The 15,770-nt window shown below is 59.6% G+C and carries 14 protein-coding genes; 9 read left to right on the forward strand and 5 right to left on the reverse strand.

Features of this window, described 5'->3' with window-relative positions; translation table 11 throughout:
• Positions 1-3: 3 nt before the first annotated feature.
• The gene (gene recN, locus WNZ14_RS21785) at positions 4-1,677 is read left to right on the forward strand and encodes a DNA repair protein RecN (RefSeq protein WP_342870795.1); all 1,674 of its coding nucleotides are present in this window, start codon (positions 4-6) and stop codon (positions 1,675-1,677) included.
• Positions 1,678-1,695: 18 nt separating this feature from the next.
• Here the strand turns inward: recN and WNZ14_RS21790 are convergent, their stop codons facing one another.
• Entirely contained in the window at positions 1,696-2,295 is a 600-nt protein-coding gene (locus tag WNZ14_RS21790; RefSeq protein WP_342870796.1) for a hypothetical protein, read from the reverse strand.
• 159 nt (positions 2,296-2,454) lie between these two features.
• Between WNZ14_RS21790 and ligA the strand changes: the two genes are divergently transcribed.
• Positions 2,455-4,575, forward strand: a complete 2,121-nt coding sequence (gene ligA / locus WNZ14_RS21795; protein WP_342870797.1) for an NAD-dependent DNA ligase LigA — start codon at positions 2,455-2,457, stop codon at positions 4,573-4,575.
• Here the strand turns inward: ligA and WNZ14_RS21800 are convergent.
• A complete protein-coding gene (locus WNZ14_RS21800) occupies positions 4,572-5,810 on the reverse strand; it encodes a DUF2778 domain-containing protein (protein ID WP_342870798.1) in 1,239 nt (412 codons plus the stop codon). The two genes, ligA and WNZ14_RS21800, sit on opposite strands and share 4 nt — an antisense overlap.
• Positions 5,811-6,244: 434 nt before the next feature.
• Entirely contained in the window at positions 6,245-7,741 is a 1,497-nt protein-coding gene (locus WNZ14_RS21805) for an inorganic phosphate transporter (RefSeq protein ID WP_342870799.1), read from the reverse strand.
• Between the two features lie 245 nt (positions 7,742-7,986).
• On the opposite strand from WNZ14_RS21805, the gene WNZ14_RS21810 reads away from it, so the two are divergent.
• The 7 genes from WNZ14_RS21810 (at position 7,987) to WNZ14_RS21840 (ending at position 13,132) form a co-directional block, all read left to right on the forward strand.
• Positions 7,987-8,430, forward strand: a complete 444-nt coding sequence (locus WNZ14_RS21810) for an Rrf2 family transcriptional regulator (RefSeq protein ID WP_342870800.1) — start codon at positions 7,987-7,989, stop codon at positions 8,428-8,430.
• Between the two features lie 5 nt (positions 8,431-8,435).
• On the forward strand, positions 8,436-9,323 hold the full coding sequence (locus WNZ14_RS21815; RefSeq protein ID WP_342870801.1) for an NAD(P)/FAD-dependent oxidoreductase: 888 nt from the start codon (positions 8,436-8,438) through the stop codon (positions 9,321-9,323).
• A 128-nt stretch (positions 9,324-9,451) separates the two neighbouring features.
• Positions 9,452-10,168, forward strand: coding sequence for a spermidine synthase (locus tag WNZ14_RS21820; RefSeq protein ID WP_342870802.1), 717 nt, complete (start codon positions 9,452-9,454; stop codon positions 10,166-10,168).
• 276 nt (positions 10,169-10,444) lie between these two features.
• On the forward strand, positions 10,445-10,990 hold the full coding sequence (locus WNZ14_RS21825; protein ID WP_342870803.1) for a hypothetical protein: 546 nt from the start codon (positions 10,445-10,447) through the stop codon (positions 10,988-10,990).
• A gap of 49 nt (positions 10,991-11,039) precedes the next feature.
• The gene (locus WNZ14_RS21830; RefSeq protein WP_342870804.1) at positions 11,040-11,999 is read left to right on the forward strand and encodes an MvdC/MvdD family ATP grasp protein; all 960 of its coding nucleotides are present in this window, start codon (positions 11,040-11,042) and stop codon (positions 11,997-11,999) included.
• A 111-nt stretch (positions 12,000-12,110) separates the two neighbouring features.
• On the forward strand, positions 12,111-12,818 hold the full coding sequence (locus tag WNZ14_RS21835) for an AzlC family ABC transporter permease (RefSeq protein WP_342870805.1): 708 nt from the start codon (positions 12,111-12,113) through the stop codon (positions 12,816-12,818).
• Complete coding sequence (locus WNZ14_RS21840) at positions 12,815-13,132, forward strand: AzlD family protein (protein ID WP_342870806.1); 318 nt, start codon at positions 12,815-12,817, stop codon at positions 13,130-13,132. The genes WNZ14_RS21835 and WNZ14_RS21840 overlap by 4 nt, the downstream gene beginning before the upstream one ends.
• Before the next feature lie 12 nt (positions 13,133-13,144).
• Here the strand turns inward: WNZ14_RS21840 and WNZ14_RS21845 are convergent, their stop codons facing one another.
• Together WNZ14_RS21845 and WNZ14_RS21850 are read right to left on the reverse strand one after the other, a co-directional pair.
• Positions 13,145-13,573 carry a hypothetical protein gene (locus tag WNZ14_RS21845; protein ID WP_342870807.1) on the reverse strand — a complete coding sequence of 143 codons (429 nt, stop codon included), beginning with the start codon at positions 13,571-13,573 and terminating at the stop codon, positions 13,145-13,147.
• 208 nt (positions 13,574-13,781) lie between these two features.
• Entirely contained in the window at positions 13,782-15,611 is a 1,830-nt protein-coding gene (locus tag WNZ14_RS21850; protein ID WP_342870808.1) for an aminopeptidase P family protein, read from the reverse strand.
• Positions 15,612-15,770: the final 159 nt, after the last annotated feature.

Below are 15,770 nucleotides of genomic sequence, written 5' to 3' on the forward strand. Positions count from 1 at the left end.
GCGATGCTTGTCCAGCTGTCGATCCGCGATATCGTTCTGATCGAGAAGCTAGATCTCGAGTTTGACGCAGGTCTGTCGGTTCTCACCGGCGAAACCGGTGCCGGTAAATCCATCCTTCTCGACAGCCTCTCGCTGGCGCTTGGCGGCCGCGGCGATGGAAGTCTTGTGCGCCATGGCGCTGACAAGGGTCAGGTGACGGCCGTCTTTGATGTCGCCGCCGATCATCCCGCGCGCCTGCTGTTGCGGTCCAATGACATTGATGATGATGGTGACCTGGTATTCCGCCGGGTGCAGTCGGGCGATGGCCGCACGCGGGTGTTCATCAATGACCAGCCGGCGAGTGTGGCGCTGATGCGCGAGGCTGGTTCGCTGCTGGTGGAAATCCACGGTCAGCATGATGACCGGGCGCTGATCGATACCGATGCGCACCGGACCCTGCTTGATGTCTTCGGAGATCTCTCGGAGCGGACTGCGGATGTGGGGCGTCTGCATGAAGGCTGGCGTGAGGCCGAGCGGGCGCTGAAAACTCACCGCGCCAAGGTCGAGGCGGCGCGCCGTGAGGCCGACTGGCTGCGCTCCTCTGTTGATGAGCTTGAAAAGCTCCACCCCGTCGAAGGCGAAGAAGAAGACCTTGCCGTTCGCCGCGCTCTGATGATGAAATCTGAAAAGATGGCGAGCGACATTAACGAGGCCAATGAGGTGCTCAGCGGTCAGGGTTCGCCGGTGCCTGTGATCAGCGGGTTGGTGCGGCGGCTCGAGCGCAAGGCGCAGGAAGCGCCCGAACTGCTCAATGATACGGTGGCTGCTCTTGATGCGGCGCTCAATGCGCTTGCCGATGCGCAGACTGCGGTGGAAACTGCGCTCCGGATGGCTGATTTCAATCCGCGCGACCTCGAAGAGACCGAGGAGCGTCTGTTTGCGATCAGGGCTGCAGCGCGCAAATACAACGTGACGGTTGAGTCCTTGCCGGAACTTGCGGCCCGTATGATTGCGGACCTGTCGGATCTTGATGCCGGCGAAGAGCGGCTTGGCGCGATGGAGACCCGGGTTCGCGAATCAAAGGCCGCGTTCCTGCATGCGGCAGAACAACTCTCCGAGCGGCGGCACAAGACCGGAGAGGCGCTGGCTGCTGCGGTGATGGCCGAATTGCCGGCGCTGAAACTCGAGCGTGCCGAGTTCATCGTCGAGATTGCCAGCGACCTCACACATGCGGGACCGTCGGGCATCGACGCAATCGCCTTCCACGTGCGCACCAACCCCGGATCCCGCGCTGGCCCAATCATGAAGGTCGCATCGGGGGGCGAACTGTCGCGTTTCCTGCTGGCACTCAAGGTGGCGCTTGCCGACCGTGGTTCGGCACCGACACTGGTGTTTGACGAGATCGACACCGGCGTGGGCGGCGCAGTCGCTGATGCAATCGGAAAGCGGCTGAAGCGGCTCGCAGCAGGCGTTCAGGTGCTTTCGGTCACCCATGCGCCGCAGGTTGCGGCAAGGGCGGCCACGCATCTGCTGATCGCCAAGGGACCATCGGAAGCGGGTTCAACAACGGTTTCGACGCGGGTCAGTACCATGGGTGCTGACGAACGGCGCGAGGAAATTGCCCGCATGCTGGCGGGCGAGCACGTGACCGCCGAGGCTCGGGCTGCAGCGGCGCGGTTGATTGAGGGCAGTGTCTGAACACGCTGGCGTTGATTGCTACCAGTAAAAAGCCTTGGACACCGTTCCGCTTTTCAGGCTGGCCATCAAATCCATGATTCCTGACGCATTGGTTCGGGCGCTGGTGGTAAACGCGTTGGCGCCGTCGGTGGCAGTGAGCTTGTCTTTTGCGCTGTCGGCAATGCTTGCGATCTGTTCTGCGGCGCTGGTGAAGCTGTCTATGGTTTCGAGATCCGATCGATCAAGCACAGGGGTGCTGACCACCGGTGCGTCATCGATATCGAGATAGGCCTGTTGCGCCAGCGAAAACCCGGTTTCGGCAGGTTGCCTGAATTCGGCTAGTGCCCTGAACGAACCGGCAAATTCACTTGCCGCAGACTTGAGTTCCTTGGCGAGCTGGGCTGACTGGCCGGCCAGTGCGCCCGGCGCCATGTCAAACAGCATCAGCTTGTTCATCTGCTCTTTGAGCTGCTTCAAGCGTTCTTCGGCGAATGCCTTGCGGCTTTGGGCCGCGGATTCGGCAAGGTTACCCAGGCGGTCCAGCGCTTGCGATGGGGCATCGTCAGGCTGCCGGTCTGCCGGGACGGTGCTCTGCTTGGTCGGTTCTGGCGCTATGGTCTGGGTTGCTCCGACGATCATTCGTCCGTTGTCCCTGATTGCCGTATCGAGACGGTCATGTATCGTCCCGTATGATAGCAGCAGAGTCTTAACTGCTGATTGACCGCGCGCGAGCGCCGCCACCGCCTTTTCATTCGCGCCATATCCGCTAAAACGAAATTCGATTCCGGAGTGCGGCAGATGACCCAAGAAACCCAGCCCGTTGACGCCCTGACCGAGGTGGAGGCGAAAGCCGAACTTGAACGGCTGGCAGCCGAGCTCGCGCGTCATGACGCGGCCTATCACGGCCACGATGCGCCCATCATCTCGGATGCTGATTATGATGCGCTCAAGCGGCGCAACGAAGAGATCGAGATCCGGTTTCCTGCACTGGTGCGGATAGACAGTCCGCGCTTCAAGGTCGGCAGCAGCGTTGTCGCCGATGGCTTTGGCAAGATCACCCACAGCGTGCCGATGCTGTCGCTCGACAATGCGTTTTCAGACGAGGACGTGCGCGATTTCGTCAACTCGATCTATCGCTTCCTTGGGCAGTTGCCGGACAATTCCATCGCGCTCACCGCCGAGCCGAAGATTGACGGGCTGTCGATGTCGATCCGCTACGAGGACGGCAAGCTCACATCGGCTGCGACCCGCGGCGACGGAACAACGGGCGAAAACGTCACCGCCAATATCAGGACCATTTCCGAGATCCCCAACACTTTGCCCGCCGGTGCGCCGTTGGTGGTTGAAGTGCGCGGCGAGGTCTACATGGCCAAGGAGGATTTCCTGGCGCTGAACGAACGGATGGCTGCGGAAGGCAAGCCGACCTACGTCAATCCGCGCAACACCGCTGCGGGATCGCTGCGCCAGCTCGACGCCAAGGTCACCGCAAGCCGCAAATTGAGGTTCTTCGCCTATGCCTGGGGTGAGATGTCCGAGATGCCTTCCGACACCCAGCACGGCATGATCGAGGTGTTTGAAGCCTGGGGCTTTCCCGTCAATCCGCTGACCAGGCGTCTCGACAGTATCGAGGCGCTGATCGAACACTACAATGAAATCGGCATCGCACGTGCCGATCTGCCCTATGATATCGACGGCGTCGTCTACAAGGTCGACCGGCACGATCTGCAGGCCCGCCTCGGCTTCCGTTCGCGCAGTCCGCGCTGGGCGATTGCCCACAAGTTTCCGGCTGAAAAAGCAGCGACCCGGCTCACGGCGATCGACATTCAGGTTGGTCGCACCGGTGCGCTGACCCCGGTGGCGCGGCTCGAGCCGATCACCGTTGGCGGCGTGGTGGTGACCAATGCGACGTTGCACAATGCCGAGGAGATCGAGCGCCTGAAAGTCCGGATCGGCGACGTCGTCCAGATCCAGCGCGCCGGCGACGTCATTCCGCAAGTGCTTGGCGTGGTATCTTCGCCTGACGACGCCATAACCTTTGAGTTCCCGAAAATCTGCCCCTGCGATTTGAAAACGCCTGTCGTTCGGGAGGAAACAGCGGGCGGCGTTGAAGGCGTTATCCGGCGGTGCTCGGGTGAATTTGCCTGCCCGTTCCAGCGCAAGGAACATCTCAAGCACTTCGTCTCGCGCAAGGCGTTTGACATTGATGGCCTGGGCGAAAAGCAGATCGAGTTCTTCTACGGCGACAAGACGCTGCCGATCAATCAACCGGCTGATATCTTCACGTTGAAGGCGCGCGACGAGGCCAACGGGTTGCAGCGGCTGAAGAACCGCGACGGCTACGGCGATACCTCTGCCCAGAAGCTGTTCGATGCCATTGATGAACGGCGCACCATTGCGCTCGACCGGCTTATTTTTGGCCTCGGCATCCGCCACGTCGGTGAGCAGACCGCCAAGACCCTGGCGCGTGCCTATGGCGATTGGGCGTCTGTGAACGAGGCGGCCCTTGCAATTGCCGATGGCGACAAGGCGGCGATCGAGGAAATGGACGCGCTTGATGACATCGGTCCCGCGGTGGTGGAATCCATCGGCCGCTTCTTCGGCGAACCGCACAACATCGCCATGGTCGATAGCCTGGTCGAACAGCTGACCATACGTGAGGCCGAGAAACCGGCACAGGATTCCCCTGTCGCAGGCCTCACAGTTGTCTTCACCGGATCACTCGAAAAGATGACCCGCGACGAGGCCAAGGCGATGGCCGAGCGGCTGGGTGCCAAGGTGGCGGGTTCGGTGTCGAAAAAAACCGATATCCTGGTTGCCGGCCCCGGTGCGGGATCAAAGTTGACCAAGGCGCAAGACCTGGGCGTGCGAACCATGGATGAGGACGGCTGGTTTGAACTGGTCGCCGTCAAAGAGGCCTAAAGCGCAGCCAGATAGGTCGGTAGTTTGTCCATGGTTTTCACCACGATCAGCCGTTCGATCTCGCCGTTCTTGAACGCTTTCAGGAAGCGCTCGTATTCCTTGAAAACCACGCAGCCGTTGGATTGGGAGCGGCTGCCGCCGCCGACATACATGTAGGTGTGGGCGAGCAGGCCGTCGCGGTTGAACTTCTTTCGTCCGTCAGCGGGCAGGAGGCGTATTGCCTCAACACCGTGGAAGCGGCTTTCGCGCATTCGGAGATTGTAGAGATTGGGCGGTGTGGGCCCGCGGTTCTTCTCGGTGATGTAGCCCGGATCATCCTGCATGTGTGCGAGGCCTGAATGCGCCTCGAGCTTCTCGCCGTTCGGCATGTGGACTGTTGCCGAGCTGATATCGTAGACCGCCACCTTGGCTCCGGGGCCGGGAAGCTGCTTGCTCCCGCGTCCGCCAAACAGCTGCCTGAAAATCCCGCCAGATGTATCATCTTCCTTGACCGTATCGGGACTGGCGTAGGACAGCACACTTTGCGGCTTCTCGGCTTTTCCCGTTGAAGGCGCCCGGCGCGGTGTTGGAACGATTTCCGGCTCGGTGATCGCGGCCTGCAGTTGCGCGGTGTCAGAGCGGGCGCTTTCCAGCATGCGCGGGCGGGGTGTCGGCAGGGGGATGGCCATGGCGAGCTCGATGGGTGCCGAGACTTCTTCGCCACTGGCGGCCGTGCCGCCGCCTTTCGCCTCAGCGGTCAGCAGACCATTTGTCTGGTCTTCGGCGTGCGCCAGCGCCAGGGCGATCATGGTTGGTGTGAAGAATTGATCTTTGGAGGCGGTCAGCGGCGCCGCCCCTATCCTTTGATCCCAGCCGGAGGTCGAGGCCTTTGCAGAGTCCCCAGGACGTGATGCTTCACCGAAAAGGGGAGTGCCGGAAAACCACGCTTGCTCAATGAATGAAGATGGTTGCTCAACCTGAGCCGACAACCGTCGCGGATCGATATCTGCGATGCGTGGCATAATTCCTGGGTTAACGGCGTCGAGATTTGCGGCAGGGCGTGACTTGCGAGCCAAACCAACGGCGCGGTCGCTCCTGGCTATACGAAGCTGACGGTTGGCGCGGTCTGGCTTGAACCTGCTGACAGCGTGGCTTATCGACATGGATGCATGCAGCGAGGCTGGCATTCCGAGCAGCGCGGACGCCCCTTGCGAAAACCCTTCCGCCAGCAAAGATGTTGCGGCAAACAATGCCATGATTCCAACCACAGCACCTGCGCACGCGGCGAAAGGAATACCTTTCGCGCGGGCTCTCGTCTTCCTGTCCCCGTCCTTCAATATCATCGTCCCCACGTATCAATGCCGTAGTCAGAGATCAGCAGCTGCAGTCGGAAAGCGTTCAGTTCGTGCCTGAGAGGTGCTTGCAGCTGGCCCGCAACACCCCACCATTGCCATAGCCCTTGTCAATTCCGGGCAATCCAGGCCTTCAAGCCCGATCGCCGAGGAGAATATCAAACCATGGTAAAGAATAGCTTTCCAACCCATCTGCGCTCGCCATTAGCGAACCACGCGAATTTGGCCAGAGAGAGGCAGTCTGAGAAAGAGAGAGGCAGTCTGAGCAGGGGCTGAAGACGCACGCACGCTGCAGCGTACAAGGTGCGCGAATGGACTGACTGAAGTCCTCTGTCGGTTCAGACCAGAACCGCCCGCAAGACCACAAACAGAACACCCGACAGCACGGCAGCGGCGGGAACGGTGATCACCCAGGCTGCGATGATCTGAAGGAAGTGAGAGCGGCGCACAAGCTTTCGGCGGCGCTGTTCGGCAAGCTGGCCCTTGGCGGCCTCTGTGCCCGGGGTGTTGATCTGATGGCGCACGACATAATCGGCGCGGCGGCTCGATCTCTCCGTGTACCATTCGCGGAAGAAGCCGACGCCGAAGACTGCGCCGACGGCGATGTGGGTTGAGCTTACCGGCAGGCCGAGCCACGAGGCGATGATCACGGTGATCGCTGCGGACAGCGCCACGCAATAGGCCCGCATCGGGTTGAGCTTGGTGATCTGGTTGCCGACCATGCGGATCAGCTTCGGGCCGAACAGCAAAAGACCGAGTGATATGCCCACCGCGCCGACTGCCATTACCCAGAGCGGGATCACCACCTTGGGGGCGACTTCACCGAGCTCCGCGGTGTGGACGATGGCTGCCAGCGGGCCGACCGCATTGGCCACGTCATTGGCGCCGTGGGCGAATGACAACAGGGCGGCAGAGAAGATCAGCGGCAGGCCGAACAGCTTTCGCAGCGACTGGTTGCGATTTTCAAGGCCGCGTGACTGGCGGGCAATCACCGGCCTTGCGACGAGCCACCCGACAAAGCCGGCGCCCAGCCCGATCAGCAATGCGGTGCTCAGCGGGATCTTGATCAGCGCCTTGACCCCCTTGAGCGACAGATAGGTGGCGAAGGTGCCAATCATGATGGCGATCAGCACCGGCACCCAGCGGCGCGCGGCGGCGATCTTGTCTTCCTGGTAGATAATGAAAGTCTTGATGAAAGCGAGAAACGCTGCCGCGATAATCCCGCCCATGAAAGGCGAAATCACCCAGCTTGCAGCGATGCCGCCCATGGTCGGCCAGTTGACGGCGTCGACGCCGGCTGCAGCGATGCCTGCGCCCATCACGCCGCCGACAATCGAATGGGTGGTAGAGACAGGCGCGCCAAACCAGGTGGCGAGATGGATCCACATCGCAGCCGAGACGAGTGCCGCCATCATGGCGGCGATGAAAACATTGGGATCGGACACGGCGACCGGATCGATGATGCCCTTGGAAATGGTGGAGACCACGTCGCCGCCTGCGATCAATGCGCCTGCACTCTCAAAGACTGCGGCAATGGCCAGCGCCACACCCAGTGTCATGGCCTGCGAGCCTACTGCCGGGCCGACATTGTTGGCCACGTCATTGGCGCCGATGTTGAGCGCCATGTAGGCGCCGATCATGGCGGCGGCGATGATGACCACCGCGCCGGGTTGTCCGGTGACGAAGACGGCTGCGATGATGGCGCACAGGAAGATGAAGACGAGCGCAAGACCGGGCGTGACAAAGCCGCGATTGATCAGGCCGGTGGCCTCTTCCATCGTCGCGAACTTGTCGAGATCCTTGTCGAGCGTTGGCTTGCGGTAGGTTTCAGGCATGTGCGGTGATGCTTCCCGTGGTCCGGTCCGGTGCGTCAAAGGTCGATTGTGACAGTTTCTTGACCGTTGATCTTCCGTCGATGGACGCATGACGCCGTTGCGTCAAGCCGGGAGCCGTCGGTATCAACGAGTTTCGGGCCCAAGGTGCGGGTTTGTGCCCTGTCAGGCGTTTGTTTCGGCCTGATCGGTCGATTTTATGACGACGGTTCTTGACGCCGCGCTCGACTCGTAACATATGAAGTTACATGAAACATGACAGCCGCCTTTCATCCGTCCTGCACGCCCTTTTGCACATGGCGGAGCACGATGGTCCGATGACCTCCGAAGCCCTGGGCAAGTGCCTGGGCACCAATCCGGTCGTGGTTCGGCGGACCATGGGTCTGTTGCGCGAAGCCGGGCTCGTGACCTCTGATCGCGGCCACGCCGGTGGCTGGCGCATTGCCGTCGACCTGTCGACCGTGACCCTCAGGCAGTTGCACGAGGCGCTTGGCGAGCCTGCGGTCTTTGCGCTCGGCAATCGCAATGAAAGACCTCAATGCCTTGTCGAGCAATCGGTCAATGCCGCGCTCGACGGGGCTTTCGCTGACGCGGAAGCGCTCCTCTTGGAGCGGTTTGCTCAGATCACGCTTGCCACGCTCGCCACCGATTTTGCCCGGCGGCACGCGGATTGGCGGGCACAGAAAGGATAGACCAAATGCACGATGTGATTGTCATCGGGGGCAGCTACGCCGGAATGGCCGCAGCCCTCCAGCTTCTCCGCGCCTATCGGGCGGTGAAAGTGATCGACGGCGGTGAGCGGCGCAACCGCTTTGCCGATCTCTCGCACGGGTTTCTCGGGCAGGACGGTGTCGCCGCCGCTGAAATCGCCTCGACCGCGCGGCGGCAGCTTGAAGCCTACAAGACGCTGTCATGGGTCGAGGGCCGCGCCGTCACGGTCACCGGCGGCAAGGATGATTTCACAGTCACCACCACCGATGGCGAACGTCACCGCGCGCGGCGACTGCTGTTTGCCATCGGGCTCGAGGATCAGTTGCCGGAGATTGCCGGACTGTCCGCGCGGTGGGGCAGGTCTGTGTTTCATTGTCCCTATTGCCACGGCTATGAGCTTGAGCGCGGCCCTATCGGGGTCATCGCCACGGGTCCGATGTCGGTGCATCAGGCCGAGATCGTGTCGGAATGGGGCGAGGTGACATTCCTCACCAATGGCGCCGTTGAGGTGGATGCGGATCAGCGGCGCACGCTTGAAAACCGTCATGTCCTGATCGAACCCGGCCTGATTGACCGGATTGACGGTGTGGCGGATGTGGTGTTCGCCGGTGGCAGGCAGTTGAGCTTTGCCGGCCTGTTCACGGCGCCCCACTGCGTCCCAGCCAGCAGTCTCGCCGAAGCGGCGGGGTGCGCCTTGGAGGAGACAATGATGGGTATCCAGATCCAGACCGACGCGGCCAAGCTGACGTCAGTCCCGGGTGTTTTCGCCTGCGGTGACGTGGCGCGCATGCCGCACTCGGTGACGCTGGCGGTGGCGGACGGCGCCTGGGCCGGCGCGCAGCTGCACCGTTCGCTGGTCTGGCCTGATGCGTGATCTTTGGATCACGACAGGGATGCGGCCGTCTCTCCTTGTCAGCCTGGGCCAAAACGCCGATAAGGCCTGAGCATGCGGCTTCCTCGCCCTTGCGTGCGCAGAACGCCCGGTATGGGCGGGGAGATCCCATGAGCAGACTGTTTGAAGAACTCGATTACCGCCCGACGCCGATCGGGGCGCTTGTGCTCCGCCGGCGGCACGAGGTCCGGCTCGGGGTCGATATTCTCGAGATCAAGCTCGGCGAAGAGCATCTGATGTCGGACCTGTTCACGGCCTCGGAGATCGCGCTGGCCGAACTGGGACTGGCGGCATGTACGGGCGAGGGGCTTGATGTCGTGGTCGGAGGGCTGGGCCTCGGCTATACGGCCAGGGCCGCGCTCGACGATGCGCGCACTGGATCGCTGATCGTCGTTGAGTATCTCGAAGCGGTTATCGACTGGCACCAGACCGGCCTGCTGCCGCTCGGCCCGGAACTGACCGGCGATCCACGCTGCCGGCTGGTGGAGGGCGATTTCTTCGCCTTGGCGCGGGGCGAGGCCGGGTTCGATCCGGACGTGCCGGGCCGCCGGTTCGACGCGATCCTGCTTGACATCGACCATTCGCCCGACGCGCTGCTTGATCCGCGCAGCGAGAGCTTCTACCAGCCCGAGGGGCTCGAGAAGCTCGCCGCCCACCTCAAGCCCGGCGGCATTTTCGGCCTCTGGTCCGACGCGCTCGCCGACGATGGCTTTACCGAGCGTCTGGCCAGCGTATTCACCGAGGCCTGGGCCGAACCGGTAACCTTCCACAACCCGCTGCAGGACAAGCCGTTTACGCAGACGGTGTATCTGGCAAGGAAGGGGTAGGGGCAAGATCTCTTCATCAGATGAGCAGACCACTGCTTGATACAAATTCTCTTATCCGTGGCAAGATTAGTAGTTGCGCTAACCACTGTTGATTCTGTTCGAAAGATTTGGTGTGATTTATGCAAGGTTGACGTTCTCTTTGCGGAATGTATAAATTTCGCATGTGCTGATCATTTAATAATGTTCAATTTCAACAATTGAGGCATCTAACTTGTGTTTCTTTGGTGGAATTTTCGGTATTAATGTGAGTTGTGTATATATGGGGAGAGATATGGAATGACCAATTTTTCTAACGATATGCTAGCAAATCTGAACAATGCTCCTGATCAAAGGAGTGGCGAAAACATTGCAATTTGGTGCCATGTTATCGGCAAACGCGGTGATAAGCTGGTTATCAAAATTGGAGAGGCAGAGTTTCTTCTCGATCCATCATCAATAAAAAATGTTGAAGTATTGGATGGCAATAGCATCAGCGATCCTTCGTCAGATGTTTTTCTTGAGATCGATGGCGATTCAGAAATTGTGTCCTCTGTAAAAAATATTGCCCGGTTTGGGCATAGAGCCCAATCGGAAATATTAACACCATTTGCTTTGGCGCGTCCTGAACAGGCAGCAACTCGAAAACTCAGTGATGACGAAGTAAGGGAGCAAAATGATATTTATGATGCTTGGCAGCGCAAGGTTGGAATTTTCAAGGAACTGACAAACTCCTCAAAAGAAGAGAGGTGCACGCTGAAAAATACTTCCGCATGGACAAGTTTTGGCCCTCTCGATATTCCAAGCGGTGTTGATCACCATGGGGATGGGTGTGCAGGATATTGATGATTGGATCATCATTTAAGGAAAAACAGAAAGATAAAACCGGTCGTATATGAACGAGATCCGCGATACCGTTCTAATCGTATCCAACTCTGAAGATATTCACGCAGAGGCAGTTCAGGCATTTTTGGCAAACCAAAATGTCCCTGCTCCCATATTTGAGTGCGCGAAGTTTCCTACCCAAGTGGAAATCTCGCATGACGTGGAAAATCCCGGTAACGGCTTTTTCTCATTTGCCGACGGATCTCGAATTCAAGCGTCAAGAATCAGATCGATTTGGTGGCGGCGGCCGGACATATCTATAGTGGATGAAAAGATTGAAAAAAAATCCACCCGCGACTTTTCGATACTGAATTCGCGCTTTGCTTTGGAAGGAATAATCGCGTCGTTGGATTGTTTGAGCGTTAACAACATCTGGAATCAACGGCGTGCTTTGAACAAGCCTTTGCAGCTGGAACTGGCAGCGAAATGCGGGCTGGCAATTCCAAAAACGTTGATATCAAATTCTCCGCACGCCGTTAAAAGTTTTTTTGCGCAGACCGGACCAACGATTTACAAAGCCCTGGAGAAAGTCATCGGCGAGCCGGATGGTACAAAACCCTTGCAGCCTGATGACATTGACCGACTTCACCAGCTTTCCGTGGCCCCGGCAATTTTCCAAGAGTTTGTGGAGCCAGGTTACGATCTGCGTATAACCTATGTGGGTGGAAAATTCTTTCCGGCAAAAATAAGCTCGACCTATGATGAGGCACGATTTGATATTCGTTTGGATATGGGGCCGAAGATAGAAACATATGCGCTTCCTGCATCAATACAATCCCAGCTTGCCGATCTGATGATCTGTCTCGGACTGGTTTTCTCTGCAATAGATATGAGAGTGAGTTCGACGGGAAAATACTACTTTTTGGAAGCGAACCCTGCAGGTCAGTGGGTGTATGTCGAGATGCAAACCGGGCAGCCGATCACCGAAACTCTCGCGGATTTGTTGCGCATTGCCCATCAGACAGTTTGACACCCTGGACTCCAACCCACACCCCCATCTCCCCGCTTCATCTCTCCATGAATGCTATTGAATTGACTGGTCAGCAATGCTGACCTATCCATCGGGCACAGGAGAGTTTCCATGTCCCCAAGCCGTGCCGATTTTTTCCAGGGTGTTCGCGACAGCCTGCCGATCGTTGCGGCTGCAGCGCCCTTCGGCATGTTGTTTGGCGCGTTGGCCGTCGACAATGGATTGACGGTGGGCGAGGCGGTTCTGATGAGCGCCACGGTGTTTGCCGGCGCCAGCCAGATGGTCGGGCTTGAGTTGTTTGGCACGCACATCGCGCCCTGGATCATCATCTTGTCGGTGTTCGCGGTCAACTTCCGTCACGTGCTCTACTCCGCCGCGCTGGGGCGCAGGATCGGGTTGTTCGCGAACTGGCAGAAGCTGCTCGCCTTCTTCTTTCTCACCGATCCGCAATATGCGGCGTCCGAGGCGCGTGCGGACCGAAAACTTCCCCTGACCATGAGCTGGTACATGGGCATGGCGTTGCCGGTCTATATCTGCTGGGTTGTGGAGGCTCTTGTCGGGGCGCTGTTTGGCAGCCTCATCACCGATCCGGCGGCATTGGGGATCGATTTCCTGTTGCCGATCTATTTTCTCGGGCTGGTCATGGGGTTTCGGGCGCGGCCCCACTGGCTGCCGGTGGTGATTGTGTCCGGGATCGGATCAATCGTGGGCTTCTATACGGTGGGCTCGCCCTGGCATGTGAGCCTGGGCGCGCTGGCCGGGGTGATTGCCGCAATGCTGCTGCCGGTCAGCCCGGAAGCTGAAGAGGTTGCGCCATGAACGGGATGTTTCTTGGCCTGCCGGTCAATGTCTGGACCATCTTCGGCGCGGCCATCGTCACCTATGCGGCGCGATTTGGCGGGCATCTGGTGCTCTCGCGGTTCAAGCGAATTCCGCCGCGCATCAATGCGGCGCTGAATTCCGTGCCGGCAGCGGTGCTTGCAACCCTTGTTGCTCCGGCCGCCGTATCGAGCGGTCCGGCCGAAGCAATAACACTGGCTGTCTGCCTGCTTGTCGGCCTCAGGTTGCCGATGATGGGGATGTTTGCCATCGGCTGGGCGCTGATCGTGGCGCTCAGGACCGCCGGGCTTTAGACAGGCCTCGAATTACTGGCTGATCTTTCGCGTTGAGCTGTTGAAGTTGAACCAGCGCACGGTCTTTTTCGAGGAGCCTTTCGAGGTGACGTCAAAGCGGTAGGACGAGTTGGCCTTGCCACCGGTGGTGTTGCAAGGTGCAAGGAAATCGGCGGTCAGCGTGGTGCTGCCATCTGCTTCCGATTTGATCGTCTTGGTCCTGTGCTGGAAGGTCCGGCCATTTGAAAGCACGTCATACATCTTCACCTTGATCGTATCGCCTGCTTTTGCATCGTGATTGATGGTGATCGAAGGATCCTGATCCTTGCCGCCGAGCTTGCGGCAGAGATGGGCCTTGCTGGCAGCGCCGACCGAGACCGATTTGATCTCGACTGCAGAGGCAGGCGCAATGCTAAGCCCAATTGCCAGCAGCGACAGGGAGATTTGATGGAGAGTTTTCATGTCGTGGCCTTCTGGTTCTGTATAAAAAATCAATAATGGCGGGCTTCAAATTCGAACCTGCACCGCAACTCTTAGCTGCGGTTCGACGTTCGGGAAACCCTCTCCATTTGAAAATAGCCGTTGCCCCGAGGTGAGCCTCACTCACCAGCCGCTGGCCTGGGTCTTTCCGACTGCACGCTTGAAGTGCTGCCACCGGATAACGCAGGGTTCAAAGCGGCGCGGTCGCTGCTTCGAGCCAGTCTAACGCCGGATCGCCCGAGAGCAGCGGTGACAACTCTTCGCGTACCCGGGCGTGATAGGTGTTGAGCCACTCGAGCTCCGCCGGATCGAGCAGATCCTTGAGGATCAGCCGCTTGTCTATCGGGCACAGCGTAAGGGTTTCAAAGCCCAGCATAGGCTTTTCGCCACCCCCGATTGCCTGCGGTTCATGCACCACCACCAGGTTCTCGATGCGGATGCCGAAGGCGCCGTCGCGGTAGTATCCGGGTTCGTTGGAGAGGATCATGCCGGGCAGCAGCGCCTGGCTCCCACGTCGCGAGATCGATTGCGGGCCTTCGTGCACGGAGAGATAACTGCCGACGCCGTGGCCGGTGCCGTGAGCGAAGTCTGCGCCGGCTTTCCACAATGCAATCCGGGCGAAGGGGTCGATGTCGAGGCCGCGTGTGCCTTCGGGAAACCGAAGCATGCTGATCGCAATCATGCCCTTGAGCACCAGGGTGAAGAACCGCTTCTGCTCGCTGGGCACATCACCCACCGCAATGGTGCGGGTGATGTCGGTGGTGCCTGAAACATATTGTCCGCCGGAATCGATCAGCAGCATTTCGCCGGGTTCGATCCGGCGGTTGGTCTTTGTGTTGACGCGGTAGTGGATGATCGCCGCATTGGGACCGCCGCCGGAGATCGAATCAAACGACAGCGCCTTGAGCGGCATCTGCATGGCTTCGTCGGTTGTGCGGCGGAACTCCTCGAGCCTGCTGGCAGCACTGATTTCGTCGACCGAGCCCGGCTTCTGGTTGTCAAGCCAAGCCAGGAACCGCACCATCGCGGCGCCATCCTGGCGGTGCACGCTGGCGCTTCCGGCAATTTCTGCCTTGTTCTTGCAGGCGCGGGGTAGGCGGGCGGGGTCGGGCGCATTGAGTACCGTTCCTCCGGATTGCTCTATCAGCATGGAAACAGCATGCGGCGCCACGGCCGGATCGACCATGATACTGGCGCCGAGCCTGCTCATGGCCACCAGCGCATCGTCAAACCCGGACGGCGGTTCGAGATCGGCGAGCTGGGTGAGGTAGGCTTCTGCCTCGGTGCCGGTCTTGCGCTTGTCGATGAACAGCAGTGGCCGGCCCGCAGCCGGGATGATGGCACGCGACAGCGGGTGCGGCGTTGATGGCAGGTCTTCACCGCGGATATTGAAGCTCCAGGCGACCGAAGACGGATCGGCGAGCACCACCGCGCCGGCGCCAGCCCTGGCGGCCGTTTCAGCAATCATGGCCAGTTTCTCGCTCGCAAGCTGGCCTGCCAGTTCGATTGGTTGCAGTGTCGCTGTGCCCAGTGGCGGTTGCGGCTGATCTTCCCAGATCGCATCGACCGGATTGTGCGTGAGGAAAACCAGCTGACCATCGATCGCCTTCAACGCTGTTTCGAGACGCGACACCTCGCTTGAGGGCCACGTCCACGGGTCGATGCCGAGACGGAGGCCTGCAAGGCCGGAGCTTTCCAGAAAGGATGCCAGCGGCGTGGCCACGCTGTCCTGATAATCAAAGACATTCGGGTCGGTCTGCGCCCGCACCTGATTCGTATAGCGGCCATCTACAAAGATATGCGCCTTGCCCTCGAGTACCAGCACAGAACCTGCGGAGCCGGTGTAGCCGGTCAGCCAGGCCAGCCGCTCGGCGCAGGCGGGCACATACTCGCCAAGATATTCGTCCGAGCGTGGCACGGCGACGGCATTGATACCCGCTGCCGCGAATCCTTTGCGCAGGCGTTCAACACGACCTGCTGCCTGATCGGGGGAAGAGAGCACTTCAAAATTCTGAAACATCATGGAATTCCTGCAAGCCAAATCGAACCCACCTTATAGCAAGCCCGTTTCGGTTTGGCAGGCGGTCAAAGGGGTTTGATTTGAGAATGCCCAAAGCAGCGCCTGTTTCCTTGGCGCCTAATCCCTGTGCGAAGCATAATGGCGATTAATTATGCAGCA

It is taken from the genome of Hoeflea sp. AS60 (assembly GCF_038900115.1).
Taxonomy (GTDB): domain Bacteria; phylum Pseudomonadota; class Alphaproteobacteria; order Rhizobiales; family Rhizobiaceae; genus Hoeflea.

Coding starts and splice junctions, on each gene's coding strand:
- recN (WP_342870795.1), top strand. CDS start 4: ATGCTTGTCCAGCTGTCGATCCGCGATATCGTTCTGATCGAGAAGCTA.
- WNZ14_RS21790 (WP_342870796.1), bottom strand. CDS start 2,295: ATGATCGTCGGAGCAACCCAGACCATAGCGCCAGAACCGACCAAGCAG.
- ligA (WP_342870797.1), top strand. CDS start 2,455: ATGACCCAAGAAACCCAGCCCGTTGACGCCCTGACCGAGGTGGAGGCG.
- WNZ14_RS21800 (WP_342870798.1), bottom strand. CDS start 5,810: ATGGCATTGTTTGCCGCAACATCTTTGCTGGCGGAAGGGTTTTCGCAA.
- WNZ14_RS21805 (WP_342870799.1), bottom strand. CDS start 7,741: ATGCCTGAAACCTACCGCAAGCCAACGCTCGACAAGGATCTCGACAAG.
- WNZ14_RS21810 (WP_342870800.1), top strand. CDS start 7,987: ATGAAACATGACAGCCGCCTTTCATCCGTCCTGCACGCCCTTTTGCAC.
- WNZ14_RS21815 (WP_342870801.1), top strand. CDS start 8,436: ATGCACGATGTGATTGTCATCGGGGGCAGCTACGCCGGAATGGCCGCA.
- WNZ14_RS21820 (WP_342870802.1), top strand. CDS start 9,452: ATGAGCAGACTGTTTGAAGAACTCGATTACCGCCCGACGCCGATCGGG.
- WNZ14_RS21825 (WP_342870803.1), top strand. CDS start 10,445: ATGACCAATTTTTCTAACGATATGCTAGCAAATCTGAACAATGCTCCT.
- WNZ14_RS21830 (WP_342870804.1), top strand. CDS start 11,040: ATGAACGAGATCCGCGATACCGTTCTAATCGTATCCAACTCTGAAGAT.
- WNZ14_RS21835 (WP_342870805.1), top strand. CDS start 12,111: ATGTCCCCAAGCCGTGCCGATTTTTTCCAGGGTGTTCGCGACAGCCTG.
- WNZ14_RS21840 (WP_342870806.1), top strand. CDS start 12,815: ATGAACGGGATGTTTCTTGGCCTGCCGGTCAATGTCTGGACCATCTTC.
- WNZ14_RS21845 (WP_342870807.1), bottom strand. CDS start 13,573: ATGAAAACTCTCCATCAAATCTCCCTGTCGCTGCTGGCAATTGGGCTT.
- WNZ14_RS21850 (WP_342870808.1), bottom strand. CDS start 15,611: ATGTTTCAGAATTTTGAAGTGCTCTCTTCCCCCGATCAGGCAGCAGGT.